This window comes from Bradyrhizobium sp. 155 (assembly GCF_023101105.1).
Taxonomy (GTDB): Bacteria; Pseudomonadota; Alphaproteobacteria; order Rhizobiales; family Xanthobacteraceae; genus Bradyrhizobium; species Bradyrhizobium canariense_D.
Genome location: NZ_CP064704.1, coordinates 367,168 through 382,069, shown reverse-complemented (window position 1 = coordinate 382,069; position 14,902 = coordinate 367,168). Strand labels below are relative to the sequence as shown.

Sequence of the window (14,902 nt, the reverse complement as noted above, 5' to 3'; positions counted from 1 at the left end):
ACCCACTTCGCGCGAAAACGCTGTAGCGCCGTTCAGCCTCGCGTCATGCCTTTTGCGCGAGCTTGTCCTTCAGGAAGTCGCGCACCGGAGCCGGCTCGACGTTCTTCACGGCGACGGCCCGCCCCACGGCCTCCAGCAGGATGAAGGTGAGCCTGCCGCGCTCGACCTTCTTGTCCTGCGCCATCAGCGTCATCAGCGCGTCGGCATCGGCAAGCCCCTCCTGCGCGAAGCCCGCGATGTCCTGCAAGCGCGTCGGCAAGCCGGCGTCAATGAGGTGACGCTCGACTCGCATCGCATCGGCTTCGCCGATCATGCCGAGCTTCGCCGAAAACTGCGCCGCCAGCGTCATGCCGATCGAAACGCCCTCGCCGTGAAACAGGCGGTCGGAGAAGCCGGTCGCGGCTTCTAGTGCATGGCCGAACGTGTGGCCGAGATTGAGCAGCGCACGCTCGCCGGTCTCGCGCTCGTCGCGCGAGACGACGCCGGCCTTGGCGCGGCAGGAGGTCGCGATCGCATGCTCGCGCGCCGAACCGCCTTTGGAGATGTCGGAATGGTTGTTCTCGAGCCAGGCGAAGAAGGCCTCGTCGCCGAGCACGCCGTATTTGGCGACCTCGGCATAGCCGGCGCGAAACTGCCGCGGCGACAACGTGTCGAGCACGGCGGTGTCGGCGATCACAAGCACCGGCTGGTGGAAGGCGCCGAGCAGATTCTTGCCCTGCGGCGAGTTGATGCCGGTCTTGCCGCCGACGGAGGAATCGACCTGCGCCAGCAGCGAGGTCGGCACCTGCACGAAGTCGACGCCGCGACGCAGGATCGCCGCCGCAAAGCCGGCGAGATCGCCGACCACGCCGCCGCCGAGCGCGATGACGAGATCGTTGCGCTCGATCTTGGCGGCGATCAGGGCTTCGCTGACCTTTTCGAGCCCGGCATAGGTCTTGGAGATCTCGCCTTCCTCGACGACGATGCGCGATGTCGGAACGCCGCTGGCTGCGAGGGACGCCTCGGCGGGTTCGAGCCAGTATTTCGCGACGGCGCGATCCGTCACGATCGCGGTGCGCACGCCGGGGCGCAGGCGCGCGACGCGTTCGCCGAGCGAGGCCAGCACGCCGCGGCCGATGACGATGTCATAGGCGCGATTCCCCAGCGCGACCTCGACATTGACGGGATCTGAATGTTTCAAAGGCGCGGTCATCGTGCGGCACTCGCGACGTCGGCTGGTGGCGGGGACGCCCGTTCGCCGCAAAGATGCGCGCGCAGCGTCTCGATGGTCTCCTCAACGATCTTGTCGTGCGGCACGTCGCGCGAGGCGATGGTGAGGTCGGCATGGCCGTAGACCGGCTCGCGCTCGGTGAGCAGGCGCGTCACGGTTCCTTCGGGATCGGCGGTCTGGAGCAGCGGACGGTCGGCGCGCCGGCGCACACGGCGCATGATGACGTCATGATCGGCCTTGAGCCAGATCGAGATCGCCTTCGCGGCGATGCGGGCCCGCGTCTCCTCGCGCATGAAGGCGCCGCCGCCGGTCGCCAGCACGATGGGACCGCCGTCAAGCAGACGCGCGATCACGCGGGCCTCGCCGTCGCGGAAATGCGGCTCGCCATGACGCTCGAAGATTTCCGGTATGGTCATGCCGGCCGCCGCCTCGATCTCGGTGTCGGCATCGACGAAGGGCAGCTTGAGCCGGAGAGCCATGCGGCGGCCGATGGTGGATTTGCCCACCCCCATCATGCCGACGAGCACGATCGAGCGCGTCCCCAGCGCCGACAGGATGTCGGCCTCGGGCGAGGCTTGGATCGGCAACGCGGCGTCGGGCATTTGTCTCGCTCGAATGGGTCTCGCTCGATCTGCCGCCAATGGCGGCATCCTTTGGCCACCTATACGACCCCGCAGGGGCCCTCGCCAGAGGACTCTTGCCACGAAACGGCGAACGTGTTGGATGATTTCATTGGTTAATTTGCCCGCCAAGCCCCTGACCGAGACCCTCTCCGAGATCCTGCCGATGCCCAGCCTGTTCCGCTTCCTGACGGTCGTCGCCGTGATCGCCGGCATCGTCTATGGCGTGGTCTTCGCGCTGGCGAACTTCGTCAATCCCAAGCCGCGGGAAATGACGGTGACGATCCCGCCGGATAAGTTTCTCAAGAAATAGCAGCTAGGCTGCGGGCATGCGTGCCAGATCTTCCGATAACAAGTCCTCAGACACAAAACTCACCGGCCTGTTCCTCGACATGCTCGCGGCGGAACAGGGCGCCGGCCCCAATACGCTCGACGCCTATCGCCGCGACCTCACCGACTTCTCCGAGTTTCTCGGCCGCGTCGGCCATGCATTCGCGGACGCGGAAACACAGACGCTGCGCGACTATCTCGCCGATCTCGACACGCGCGGCTTCAAGTCCACCAGCGTCGCGCGACGGCTATCGGCGATGCGGCATCTCTATCGCTTCCTCCTGAACGAACGCATCAGAACCGACGATCCCGCGGCGATCCTGTCCGGGCCGAAGCGTGGCCGCGGCCTGCCGAAGGTGCTGTCGATTGCCGATGTCGACCGCATGCTCCGCCGCGCCAAGGAATTGAGCGAGGCGGAGGATGCTTCGCTCTCGAAACGGCTGCGCGCCCTGAGACTCTATTGTCTGCTCGAGGTGCTCTACGCCACCGGCCTGCGCGTCTCCGAACTGGTGGCGCTGCCACGTACGGCCGCGAAGCGCGACGCCCGCATGATCGTGGTGCGCGGCAAGGGCAACAAGGAACGGCTGGTGCCGCTCAACGAGGCCTCGCGCCAGGCGATGGCCGATTATCTCGCGGCGACGGAGGCGGCCAAGGACAACAACAAGACCGACAAGAAGAACCGCGTGGCGGCCTCCAAATGGTTGTTCCCCTCGTTCGGCGAGAGCGGGCATCTGACGCGGCAGCATTTTGCCCGCGACTTGAAGGAGCTCGCGGTCGCTTCGGGCCTGCAGGCCCGGCTGGTCTCCCCCCACGTGCTGCGCCACGCCTTCGCCAGCCACCTGCTGCACAACGGGGCCGATTTGCGCATCGTGCAGACGCTGCTCGGCCACACCGACATCTCGACGACCCAGATCTACACCCACGTGGTCGAGGAGCGGCTGAAGAGCCTGGTCCGCGACCTGCACCCGCTGGCGGAGAAATAGTTGCTGCCGTAGCTGCAGTAGCCCGGATGAGCGAAGCGACATCCGGGATTGACGATCGGGCGACCTGCCCCGGATATCGCTTCGCTCATCCGGGCTACGGTACTGGAACGATGAAACCGCCTTGACTTCGGCCACATCTCCGCAGAAAGAGCCGGGGCCTCACGATGATTTGGCCTGCGCTCGTTGCGAGCACACAAGCCAACTCATTGACGAACCTACACTTCTTTCCGCGACATCGAATCCGCTTCGCCGCCTCGCCCCGTCCTCCCTATATTGAGTTGATGCCAGACCAGATGCGCAGCTATCTCGATTTCGAAAAGCCCGTCGCCGAGCTCGATTCCAAGCTCGATGAATTGCGGACGCTTGCGGCCTCCGGCAGCGACATCGCCGAGGAGATCGGGCGGATCGAGGACAAGGCGGCGCAGGCGATGGCCGACCTCTATCTGAACCTGACGCCGTGGCAGAAAACGCTGGTCGCGCGGCATCCGCAGCGGCCGCATTTCAACGACTTCATCAAGGGCCTGATCACCGAGTTCACCCCGCTCGCCGGCGATCGCAAGTTCGGCGAGGACGAGGCGCTGGTGGCCGGCTTCGGCCGCTTCCGCGGCGAGGCCATCTGCGTGATGGGCCAGGAAAAGGGCGATTCCACCGAGAGCCGCATCAAGCATAATTTCGGCATGGCGCGGCCCGAGGGCTATCGCAAATGCGTGCGGCTGATGGAGATGGCGGAGCGGTTCGGCCTGCCGGTGCTGTCGCTCGCCGATTCCGCCGGCGCCTATCCCGGCATCGGCGCGGAAGAGCGCGGCCAGGCCGAGGCGATCGCGCGTTCGACTGATGCCTGCATGGCGCTGACCGTGCCGAACGTCGCCATCATCACCGGCGAGGGCATGTCGGGCGGCGCCATCGCCATCACCACCGCCAACAAGGTCCTGATGCTGGAGCACGCGATCTACAGCGTGATCTCGCCCGAGGCGGCGTCCTCGATCCTCTGGCGCGACGGCTCCAAGGCGCAGGAAGCCGCCAACAACATGAAGATCACGGCCCAGGACATGCTCCGCTTCGGCGTGATCGACAGCATCCTGAAGGAGCCGGTCGGCGGCGCCCATCGCGACCCCGCCGCCATGATCGCCACCACGGGCGACGCCATTGCCAAGGCCTTTGACGAACTCCGGGGTCTGGACGGGGACGCCATCCGCAAGCATCGGCGGCAGAAATTCCTCGATATTGGCCGGAAACTGGGCTGATTCGGGCGGGCTTTGGGGCCCGTTGGACGCGTCCCCCTCCGCCGTCGTCCTGGCTTTCGCCGAGACGACGCTGAATTTGAGGCCGGCCAAACCGTCCCGGAGGCCCCCGGTAACCCCGCGTTAACCCTTTTTTTGCCCAAATCAGCGATCTCAGTGCTGGTTTGGCCGAAAGGCCCAAGTTTCAGCCCAGTTTAAGTCTTCGTTGACCACGCCTTTGGGCCAACGGGCTCGTGATCCCCGTGCGGGTTGCGACCACATGACCCAGAGGTTAGAATTTTAATCAATGGCTTCAGGGCATAAGCGCTGGAGCGTGATTGCGAAAAAGCCCGTCGCGACGGGTCCCGGTCTCCGGTCGGATCATGCTTCAAGATTGGGGTTTGCGCGCGATGCCTTGGACGGTGTGGGGTCCATCTTGATTTCTCGTTCGCTTGCTCGCGCGTTTCTGGTTTCGGTGGCGCTTGCCGCCAGCTTCGTGCTGGCCGGCTGCGACACCGACCAGGTTTCGCTTGCGACCAATGCCAAGGCCAACCAGCCGGTGCCGCCAAAGCTTCTCGCCGCGATGGTCGAGAAGAACATGGATCTGCAATCACCGATCCTGGTGCGCCTGTTCAAGCAGGAGGCCGAGCTCGAGGTCTGGAAGCAGACCCGCAACGGCCAGTTCGCGCTGCTCAAGACCTATCCGATCTGTCGCTGGTCGGGCGATCTCGGCCCGAAGGTGCGCGAAGGCGATCGTCAGGCGCCGGAAGGATTCTACTCGATCAATCCGGGCCAGATGAATCCGCAATCGGCGTACTATTTGTCGTTCAACACGGGCTATCCGAACGCGTTCGACAAGGCTTTGGGCCGCAGCGGGTCGCAGCTGATGGTGCATGGCGATTGTTCGTCGCGCGGCTGCTACGCGATGACGGACGAGCAGATCGCCGAGATCTATTCGCTCGGGCGCGAGTCCTTCTTCGGCGGCCAGAAGGCGTTCCAGTTGCAGGCCTATCCGTTCAAGATGACGCCGGTGAACATGGCCAAGCACCGGAACAATCCGAACATGCCGTTCTGGAAGATGATCAAGGAAGGCTATGATCATTTCGAGGTGACGCGGCAGGAGCCGAAGGTCGATTTCTGCGAGAAGAAGTACGTGTTCGACGCGGCGAAGCCGCCCGACGCCAAGCGCGATCCGGTGTTCGACGCGTCCGCTAAGTGCCCGGCCTATGTGATCCCCGAGGAGATCGCCAGCGCCGTGCGCGAGAAGGATGCGCGCGACCAGGCGGAGTACAACAAGCTGGTTTCGCGCGGCACGCCCGTTGCGCGCATGAACACCGGCATCGACGGCGGCATGAACAAGATCTTTGCCGCGAAGATTCCGGAAGGCTCGACCGGCCTGTCGGAGGGCGCCGAAGGCACCACGCTCCAGATGTTGGCGATGGCGAAGGCGCCGGGCACCATCCCTGGACACGTCAATCCGCCGAAGCCGAATCTCGATGCAGCCGCGCCCTCGCCGCAGGAAGAGCCGGTCGTCGCCGTCAGCGCGCCCGCCGCCAGCGCCCGCGTCGCCACCGCAGCTCCGCCCGAGAAATCCGGCTTCTTCTCCAATCTCGGCCGCAAGATGGGTGTGGGCAATGCCGACGCCACGGCGACCACGCCGCCGCCGCAGGCCACGGCATCCGTCGCTCCGGCTGCAACGACGACCACGACGCCGCCCACCGCAGCGTCCCGGCTGAAGGCCGCGGTGACCCGGTTCGTACCGGGCCGCGACACGTCCAAGGACGCAGCGAAGGATGCACCGAAGCCGGCTGTTGCCGCTGCCAAACCCGCCGAAGCTGCGAAGCCCGACACCCGCCTCGCCGCAACCCGCCCGACGCTGAAGCCGTCGGTGTCGGATGGCGCGGGTGAAGCGACCCAGATCATGGGCGCCGCGCCGGTGGTGCAATCGAACTCGTTCGACAGCCGGTTTGGGGCGGTGAAGTAAAGCGGGCGCTCCGCTTAATCTCTTCGATCCATCCCAGCCTGACGCCGTCATTCCCCGCGAAGGCGGGGAATCCAGTATTCCAGAGGCACCCCTTATCGATCGAGAAGCTGCGGCGTACTGGATGCCCCGCCTTCGCGGGGCATGACAGCCGAGTTCGGTGTGAGAGCGACGCGCTTCACGCGCGCCCTACGGCGCCAGATACCGCAGCAGCTCCGGATTGCCCCTCACCTCGCCCGCTTCGCCTTGCAGCGCGACGCGGCCGCGGTCCAGCACGTAGGCGTAATCGGCGACGCGGAGCGCGAGGTCGAGGTGCTGCTCGACGATGATGACGGCGATGGTTTTCGCAAGCTCGATCAGGCGCTCGGTGATCTCCTCGATTACGCCGATCCAGACGCCTTCGGTCGGCTCGTCGAGCAGAAGAAGTTTTGGATCGCCCAGCATGGCGCGGCCGATGGCGAGCATCTTGCGCTCGCCGCCGGAAAGCGTGCCGGCGGGCTGGTCGAGGCGCTGGCCGAGCTTTGGGAAGATGGTCAGCACGTGCTCGACCGCGTCGGCTTTCCTGCTCGCGAGCGACCCGACCGCGAGATTGTCGCGCACCGACAGGCGCGCGAACACCGAATGCTCCTGCGGCACGTAGCCGATGCCGGCGCGCACCCGCTCCTGGGTCGCGCGGCGGCTGATGTCGCGGCCATCGAAGGCGACCTCGCCCTTCCACGCCGGCAGTTCGCCGACGATGGTCTTCATCAGCGTGGTCTTGCCGGCGCCGTTGCGGCCCAGCACGGCGACACCGCCGCGCCAGGGAATGCCGAGGTTGACGTCGAACAGGACCTGGCTGCGACCATAGCCGGCGTCGAGATGCTTGATGTCCAAAAATTCAGGCACGGCGCAAATAAATCTCCTGGACGGCCTTGTTGGCCTGGATCTCCGACACCGTGCCGGACGCCAGCACCTTGCCCTGGTCGAGCACGGTGAGACGATCGCAGATGTCGCGGATGAAATCGAGATCGTGCTCGACGATGACCAGCGAGCAATGCTTTTTGATCGGCTGCAGCAATTCACCGGTGACGCGGCGCTCCTCCAGGCTCATGCCGCCGGTCGGCTCGTCCAGCAGCAGAAGCTTCGGCTTGCAGGCCAGCGCCATCGCGATCTCCAGCCATTGCTGCTGGCCGTGCGACAGCGCCGCCGCCGCGTCGAAAGCGCGGTTGGCGAGGCGAAATTGCGTCAGCATGGTCATGACCTGATCGTGCAAGAGCCCGCGCGTGCGCGAGAACACGAGATCGAACAGCGAGGATTGCGCCTGCAGCGCGAGCAGAATGTTGTCGTAGAGCGTCAGCGTCGGCAGCACGGATGTGATCTGAAATTTCAAGCTCATACCGGCGCGGGCACGCTCGGTCGGCGTGAACGCGGTGATATCGGCGTTGACGAAGGAGACCTTGCCCTGTGTCGGCACCTCGGCGCCGGCGATGCACTTCATCAGCGTGCTCTTGCCGGAGCCGTTCGGGCCGATCAGGCCGTGAAACTCGTTCTCGCCGACGGTCAGCGCGGCGCCGTCGAGCGCGGTGAGCTTCCCGAAGATCTTCTTGACGCCGCTGGCTTCAAGGAGCGGCATCGCGCTTCTCCTTCCCGGTCTTCCTGGATTTGCCACCAAAGCTGCCGACCCGCTCGCGCTCGCCGAGCACGAAGCTGATCAGGCCGAGCGGCCGGAACAGAATCACCAGCAGGAGCAGCACGCCAAGGATGATCGGCCAGACCTCGCGGTAATTGTCCGAGAGCCAGAAGCTGACGCCCTCAACGATGACGGCACCGATGACGGCGCCGATCAGCGTGCCGGAGCCGCCGAACAGCACATAGAGCACCACTTGCGTCGAGACCACGACGCCGACCATGTTGGGCCAGACGAAACCTTCGTGGAAGGCATAGAGGCTGCCGGCGAGGCCGGCCACTGCGCCTCCGATCGCAAAAATGATCGCCTTCAGATGCTGCGCCTTGTAGCCGAAAAAGGCGATGCGCTGCTCGTTCTCGCGCAATCCCGCGAGCGCCAACCCGAACTGCGAGCGCACCAGAAAGCGGCAGAGGAGATAGACCACGACGAGCAGGCCAAGCACGAGATAATAGAACGGCGGCCCTTCCGAGAACTCGTAACTGCCGAGCGTCATCGAGGAGATCGAGGGGATGCCGTTCTGGCCACCGAGATAGTACCAGCCGCGCGCAAGCCGATCGGCGGCGTAGGATCCGGTCAGCGTGCCCAGCGAGACGAAGATCACGCTGGAGGGATGCCGTCCAAGCAGCAGGAAGCCGCCCAGCAGTAGCGCAAAGGTGAGCCCGATCATGGTGCCCGCGGGCAGCACCAGGAAGATGTTGGTAATGTTGAGATCGCGCGCGAGCAGCGCCACGCCATAGCCGGCCGAGCCGAAAAACAGCGCCTGGCCGAAGCTCATGATGCCGGCATAGCCCCACACCAGGTCGAATGACAGTGCGAACAGCGCGAGGATGATCACGCGCGTCGCGAACACCGTGAGGTAGTCCTGCAGCACCAGCGGGGCGAGCAGCGCCACGACGAGCACGACGCCCTCCACGATCGGCAGGATTTTCCGCACCGAACCGGCTTGCCCTGCTGATCCGTGTTCAACCATGGCAACGTTCTGCTCCCCGCCGATCTCGGCGGGGACTGCCTGCTTCGCTGCGCCCATCGCTTTCGGCATTCGACTCTAGCATTCCTTGGGATCGACGAGTCCGTCGCTGCGTCCGACGATCTCGTAGTTCCCGCCTTTGGCGACAGCGGTGTACATCTTCATCTTGCAGTGGCGCTTGCCCGGCACCATCTCGGCAGGTCCGCCGGGACCTTCGGCGATCTTGGCATGATCGAGCGCAGCGGCGACCGAGTCGCGATCGACCTTGCCGGCTTCCTTGACGGCGGCTTCCCACAGTTTCAGGCCGCGATAGGTGCCGGTGGCGGCGCTGCCGGCAGCGAACAGGAAGTTGCCCGGGAAATCCTTCTCGTAGGCCGCCTGGATTTTTGCGTCGAACGGGTTCTCCTTGGTGAGCACCTTGAAATAATCGAGACAGCTGGCGAGACCCTCGATCTCGGCCGCCTGATTGATGTTGAGCGTGTTCTCGTCATAGTAGACGCAGGCCAGCCGTCCGCCATTCTTGAGAAAGCCGGCCTCGTAGAGCTGCTTGAAGAACGGACCGACGCCGGGCGGGATGACGGTGTTGAAGACGACGTCGACTTTGTTGGAGATGATGCGGTTGACGGTCGAGGAGAAGTCGACCTGGTCAAGCGGATAGTATTCCTCGAACACGACCTCGCCGCCGTTGGCCTCGATCACCTTGCGGGCGTAGACGTTGAGTGTGTGCGGCCAGACATAGTTGGCGCTCGGCAGCGCGAACTTCTTGCCGCCGTTCTTGATCAGCCAGGGAATGAACTCGTCACACTGCTGCGCCGGCGTCGGCCCGGTACAGAACAGATAAGGCGTGCACTCCTTGCCTTCGTAGAGCTGCGGATAGATGTAGAGCGTCTTGCCGCGCGCGACGATCGGGTCCTTGATGGCGTTGCGCATCGACGAGGTGATGCCGCCCAATACCATGTCGACCTTGTCGCGCTGGATCAGCTTGCGGACGTTGCCGACCGCGACGGATTCGTTCGAGGCGGTGTCCTCGACAAAGAGCTCGAGCGGGCGGCCGAGCAGACCGCCGCCGGCGTTGATCTCCTTGATCACCATCTTGGCGACGTTGGCGTCGGCATTGCCGGCGTAGGCAATCGGCCCGGTGAGGTCGGTGGCGATGCCGACCTTGATCGGGGCTTCGGCCGCATTGGCCCAGGGCGCCGGGATCACCCAACTGCCGACGCCGGTTGCGACTGCACCGGAGGCAAAGGCGAGATTCGAAAGGAACCGGCGACGGGAGAGCTGAGAACGATCGGACATGTGACTAAACCCCTTTTCCAGCAATGAGGCCCTGCGGCCGGAATTTGATGAAGACGATGGCGAGAACGAAGACGAGGACATCGGCCACGACGGGCGCCATCACCCAGGGCAGCGCGGCGCTGAGCGTGCCGATGACGCCGGCGCCCGCGACCGGCCCGATGAAGGAGCCGACGCCGCCGACCATGACCGCGACAAAGCCCTGGATCAGGAAGCGCAGGCCGAGATCGGCGAACAGGCTGAACACCGGCACGATCAGTGCGCCGGCAAGGCCAGCAAGCGCCGCGCCGAACGCAAAGGTGGCGCCGTAGATCAGCGGCGTGGAGATTCCGGAGGCGCGGGCCAGCGAAGGATTTTCCAGGGTAGCGCGCACGCGCAGGCCGAAGCTGGTGCGCGCCAGCAGCAGATAGCAGCCGCCCATCACCAGCGCCGTGATGATGATGATGGTGAAGCGCCAGGCCGAGATGTGCATGGCACCGATATCGATCGAGCCGCCGATCGGCTCCGGCACGGTGAGATAGAAGCCGCCGATCAAGCCGCGCACGGATTCGCGGATGATCAGGCCGAGCGCATAGGTGCCGAGCATGGCGACGATGGGGGCTGCGTAGAAGCGTCGGATGATCAGCGCCTCCAGCACGAAGCCGAGCGCGCCGACAATGAATGGTGCGGCGACCATGCCGGCCCAGATCGGCAGGCCATTGGCGTAGGCAAGATAGGTGATGTAGGCCCCGAGCAGGACGAACTCGCCCTGCGCGAAGTTGAAGATGCCCATCATGCTGGCGATGATCCCGAGCCCCAGCACGATCAGGACGATGATCGCACCAAAGCTCAGGATCTCGAACGCCGCGACGAACGCGTTAGCCATGCGCCGGAGCCTTTCCGGTTCCGAAGGAATCGGAACGGGGCTCCGGCTTGATGTCTTGACGCGTCCGAAAACGCTTCCCTGTTACGTCCGTCTGCATGAGTCCCTCGCTCACATCTTCTTCCAGTCGCCGATCTGCTCGAAGGCGTGGGCGGCGCGGTAGATGGTGGATTCCTCGAACATGCGGCCGACCAGCATCAGGCCGACGGGCAGGCCGTCGACCATGCCGCAGGGCAGCGACATCGCCGGATGATGGGTGATGTCGAACGGCGCGGTGTTGGAGATCATCTCCAGCGCACGCGCGACATAGTCTTCGCGGCTGGCCGTGGGCTCCGGCAGCTTCGTCGCCTTCATCGGCGTCGTCGGCAGCAGCAGCAAATCGTAGTCTTTGAAGGCCTTGTCGTAAGCCGCGGTCAGGCGTCGGGAGATGTTGAGAGCCTTGCCGTAATAGCGCGGACCGAAGGTGTTGTTGATGTAGGTGCCGAGCAGCAGGAACAGCTTTGTGGTCTCGGACAGAGAATCCGCCTGCCGCCGCCAGCCGCGATGGAAGTCCATCAGCGTGGTCGAGTAGAGATCGGAGCGGGACAGACCATAGCCGTCGCCATACATCATGGTCTGGGTCATGCCCTCGGTGCCGATCGGCGTCCAGATCGCGGGACCCATGAGATGCATCGGGATCGAAACGGTCTCGACCGTGGCGCCCAAATCCTTGAATCGCTTTGCGGCCTCGCGCACGCTCTCGTTCACGGCGGCTTCGGCCGTCGCCTGCTCAAAGCCTTCCTTGAGGATGCCGATCCTCATGCCCTTGACGCCCTGGCCGAGCGCCTTGGTGTACTCCTCGACCTTGGGCGCCTTGATGCGGGGGTCGTAGCCGTCGTCGCCGGCCAGCACCTCCAGCAGCAGCGCGTTGTCGGCGACGGTCGCCGTCATCGGGCCGGTGTGGTCGACGAACACCTCGATCGGCATGATGCCGGTGTAGGGCACGAGGCCCCAGGTCGGCTTCATGCCATAGGTGCCGCAGAACGAGGACGGCATGCGGATCGAACCGCCCTGGTCGCCGCCGATCGCCATGTCGACTTCGCCGAGCGCGACGACGACGCCGCTGCCTGACGACGAGCCGCCGGCCGAATAGCCCATCTTGTGCGGATTGTGGACGGCGCCGACCGCATTGGTGTGGCTGCCGCCGGACATGCAGAAGGATTCGCAATGGACTTTTCCGGCGATCTCGGCGCCCGCATCGAGCATGCGGGTGACGATGGTGGCGTCGAAATCGGGCACGTAGCCTTCGAGCGTCGCCGAGCCGTTCATCATGGGAACACCGGCGAGCATGATGTTGTCTTTCAGGGCGACCGTCTTGCCCTTGAGCTTGCCACTCGCCGCCCCCTTCACGGTCGACTTGCGATACCAGGCGTTGCGCGGGTTCTCTTCCGGCGAGGGCCGATAGCCCGGCGTGCGCGGATATTTGACCTCCGGCACCTCGTCCGGCATGGCTCCGACGAGATTGTAGGCCTCGATCGAGCCCTGCATCAGACCGCGGAACGAGGCGACATCGTCGTCGGTCAGCGAAAGGCCGCACTGGTCGGCGACACTGCGCAATTGGGCTGGCGTGGGAAGGACAACTGTCACGGCGCTCTCCTCAAAGGCTTCTTGATCCCTGGAATTGGAATCCCTGGCATTGGAGCCTCATTGGCGCGCGTGTGCGGGCGCGCCCATCGGCTCTACCTTGATATTACAGACGGAAATATTTTCCTTTTCAAGTATTATTTTGGATTCGGGCGTTTGCAGATGGGGCGCCGGCGTCAGATCGGTTTGATCAGCTTGAAATCGAGGCCATCCGCGCCGGCGAGATACATTTGCATCCGGGTATGACCGTTCCTGACGGTGACGGGGCCGCGCGCGCCGCCATAGACGATGTTGCGGCCGGCCGCGAGCATGGGCCCCATCGCCAACGTGCCCGCCTTGTTTGCCACGGCCTCAAGGAAGCGCAGTCCCTCATAGCTGGATTGACCGAGCGAGCCGATCGGGGGGCCGTTCGGTCCGAACATCGCGCGATAGCGGCTCTGGAAGTCGTCGTTGGCCCGCGATCCGATGCCCGGGAAATAGCCGGAGGCACAGAACAGATTTTCGCTGTTGTCGGCGCCGATTCCGAGCAGCACGGTCTCGTCCATCGCCCCGGCCAGCCGCAGCGTCGTGGCGCCGAGGCCGCATTCGCCGAACGCGCGATTGAACGTGATGCTGTCGGTGCCGATCAACGAGATCAGGACGACGTCAGGCCTCGCGGCACGGATGCGCTCCAGATGCGGCTCGTGGTTGTCTTCGCCGAGGGGAACGAACTCTTCGCCGACGACATGGCCGCCGGCCTCCTTGATGTAGCGCTTCACCGCGCGGTGCGACTGCCAGGGCCAGACATAATCGCTGCCGATCAGGTACCAGCGCGCCGCCTTCTTGACGTCGGCAAGCCAGTGGATGGAGGGGCGGCTCTGCCAGCGCGGCGTCTCGCCGATCGCCATGACACCCGGCGTCTGCTCGCCGCCCTCGTAGACGGGCGTATAGATGTAGGGGATACGGTGGCGGGTCGTGACCTTGCGCAGCGCCACACGCACCGCGCTGGTATGCAGTCCCACGATGAGGTCGATCTCATCGGAAGCGATCGCCTGCTCGGCGCGGCTCAGAATCCCGTCGAGCGGCCCGCCGGCATCGTAGATCGAAAGCTCGATCTCGCGCCCGAGAATGCCGCCGCGCCTGTTGATCTCGGCGACCGCGAGCTGCGCGCTGCTTGTCGCGCACGGGCCCCAGACACCGGGCGAGCCGGTGCAGCAAATGAAGCCCCCGATGCGGAGCTTGTTGTGTGCGCCGCGGCGCTTCATGAAATGCGCATCAGCCGGCGACAGGTCGAAATCCGCTGCCGCGGGCGACAGATTCCTGAACAGCAAGGACGGCGGTAACGCCGGACCGCCGTGAGCCGGGAAGTTTACCGTCGCGCGCACGCCAACTCCTGTCTGATACCAGACTTGAAAGCTCATTCAGCAGGCGGCCGCGGCACCCGCCCTATTGTTGGGCAATATCCTATTTTGAAAATATTGAATATTCAAGAATTGAAGTGCATATAGATGCAGCATCGATTGCAAGACATTCACTCATTTGGGTCAAGACAAAGTCTTAGCCGTGGCAAAACCGAACACCCCGATCACCGAACACCTCGCGTACCTGCTCGCGCAAGCCAACCGGGAGATCAACCGGCAGCTCGAACTGCGGTTGAGCAAGGAAGGCGTGCCCGTCGAGCAGTGGCGCATTCTGAAAGTCCTGTCGGATGGCAACGGCCATTCGATGGGAGAGCTCGCGGATGCCGTGCTGCTCAACCATCCGACGCTGACCAAGATGATCGATCGCATGGTCTCGGACACGCTGGTCTACCGCGTGCAGGACCCGAACGACCGCCGCAAGGTCCTGATGTTCATCTCCGATCGCGGCAAGGTGCTGAGCAAGAAGCTCAACTCGCTCGCGGTCGACCAGGAAGAGCACATCCTCGAGAGCTACGGCGACAAATCGACGAGCGAATTGAAGCGGCTGCTGGAGAGCTTGATCGACAGCTCGAATTGAGCTGGCGTGTTTAGCAAGCTCTCTCCACACGGTCGTCCCGGCGAAGGAGATGGAGCCGCGCGCCCCATACTCGATGTCATCGCCCGATTTAATCGGGCGATCCAGTATTCCAGAGACTGACGTGATTGAACCGAGAAGCCGTGGCGTACTGGGTCGCCCGGCTAAACCGG

At 64.4% G+C, this 14,902-nt stretch carries 14 protein-coding genes; 5 read left to right on the top strand and 9 right to left on the bottom strand.

The window, feature by feature from the left end; all coding sequences use genetic code 11:
* Positions 1-43 precede the first annotated feature (43 nt).
* The gene (gene aroB / locus IVA93_RS01795) at positions 44-1,192 is read right to left on the bottom strand and encodes a 3-dehydroquinate synthase (RefSeq protein WP_018452924.1); all 1,149 of its coding nucleotides are present in this window, start codon (positions 1,190-1,192) and stop codon (positions 44-46) included.
* Positions 1,189-1,812: a shikimate kinase gene (locus tag IVA93_RS01790; protein WP_018452923.1), complete on the bottom strand. Its 624-nt coding sequence runs from the start codon at positions 1,810-1,812 to the stop codon at positions 1,189-1,191. The genes aroB and IVA93_RS01790 overlap by 4 nt, the downstream gene beginning before the upstream one ends.
* A gap of 184 nt (positions 1,813-1,996) precedes the next feature.
* Here IVA93_RS01790 and IVA93_RS01785 point away from each other — a divergent pair, with 184 nt between their 5' ends.
* From IVA93_RS01785 to IVA93_RS01770, 4 genes are all read left to right on the top strand, one after another.
* A complete protein-coding gene (locus tag IVA93_RS01785) occupies positions 1,997-2,143 on the top strand; it encodes a hypothetical protein (protein WP_035669499.1) in 147 nt (48 codons plus the stop codon).
* Positions 2,144-2,159: 16 nt separating this feature from the next.
* A complete protein-coding gene (gene xerD, locus IVA93_RS01780; protein ID WP_018452921.1) occupies positions 2,160-3,143 on the top strand; it encodes a site-specific tyrosine recombinase XerD in 984 nt (327 codons plus the stop codon).
* Between the two features lie 281 nt (positions 3,144-3,424).
* Positions 3,425-4,387: an acetyl-CoA carboxylase carboxyltransferase subunit alpha gene (locus tag IVA93_RS01775; RefSeq protein WP_007599220.1), complete on the top strand. Its 963-nt coding sequence runs from the start codon at positions 3,425-3,427 to the stop codon at positions 4,385-4,387.
* Between the two features lie 412 nt (positions 4,388-4,799).
* Positions 4,800-6,347, top strand: coding sequence for a L,D-transpeptidase family protein (locus IVA93_RS01770; RefSeq protein ID WP_231189755.1), 1,548 nt, complete (start codon positions 4,800-4,802; stop codon positions 6,345-6,347).
* Between the two features lie 186 nt (positions 6,348-6,533).
* On the opposite strand, the gene IVA93_RS01765 is transcribed toward IVA93_RS01770, so the two are convergent.
* The 7 genes from IVA93_RS01765 to IVA93_RS01735 all read right to left on the bottom strand — a co-directional run bounded on the left by IVA93_RS01765 (position 6,534) and on the right by IVA93_RS01735 (position 14,119).
* Entirely contained in the window at positions 6,534-7,229 is a 696-nt protein-coding gene (locus tag IVA93_RS01765; RefSeq protein WP_026232421.1) for a branched-chain amino acid ABC transporter ATP-binding protein, read from the bottom strand.
* On the bottom strand, positions 7,222-7,956 hold the full coding sequence (locus IVA93_RS01760) for an ABC transporter ATP-binding protein (protein WP_018452918.1): 735 nt from the start codon (positions 7,954-7,956) through the stop codon (positions 7,222-7,224). The genes IVA93_RS01765 and IVA93_RS01760 overlap by 8 nt, the downstream gene beginning before the upstream one ends.
* Positions 7,943-9,049, bottom strand: coding sequence for a branched-chain amino acid ABC transporter permease (locus tag IVA93_RS01755; protein ID WP_018452917.1), 1,107 nt, complete (start codon positions 9,047-9,049; stop codon positions 7,943-7,945). The genes IVA93_RS01760 and IVA93_RS01755 overlap by 14 nt, the downstream gene beginning before the upstream one ends.
* 6 nt (positions 9,050-9,055) lie before the next feature.
* Complete coding sequence (locus IVA93_RS01750) at positions 9,056-10,273, bottom strand: substrate-binding protein (protein ID WP_018452916.1); 1,218 nt, start codon at positions 10,271-10,273, stop codon at positions 9,056-9,058.
* Positions 10,274-10,277: 4 nt separating this feature from the next.
* Positions 10,278-11,135 carry a branched-chain amino acid ABC transporter permease gene (locus IVA93_RS01745; protein ID WP_018452915.1) on the bottom strand — a complete coding sequence of 286 codons (858 nt, stop codon included), beginning with the start codon at positions 11,133-11,135 and terminating at the stop codon, positions 10,278-10,280.
* Positions 11,136-11,243: 108 nt separating this feature from the next.
* The gene (locus IVA93_RS01740) at positions 11,244-12,758 is read right to left on the bottom strand and encodes an amidase (protein WP_026232420.1); all 1,515 of its coding nucleotides are present in this window, start codon (positions 12,756-12,758) and stop codon (positions 11,244-11,246) included.
* 173 nt (positions 12,759-12,931) lie between these two features.
* The gene (locus IVA93_RS01735) at positions 12,932-14,119 is read right to left on the bottom strand and encodes a substrate-binding domain-containing protein (protein WP_026232419.1); all 1,188 of its coding nucleotides are present in this window, start codon (positions 14,117-14,119) and stop codon (positions 12,932-12,934) included.
* 178 nt (positions 14,120-14,297) lie between these two features.
* Between IVA93_RS01735 and IVA93_RS01730 the strand changes: the two genes are divergently transcribed.
* On the top strand, positions 14,298-14,732 hold the full coding sequence (locus IVA93_RS01730; RefSeq protein WP_007599198.1) for a MarR family winged helix-turn-helix transcriptional regulator: 435 nt from the start codon (positions 14,298-14,300) through the stop codon (positions 14,730-14,732).
* Positions 14,733-14,902: the final 170 nt, after the last annotated feature.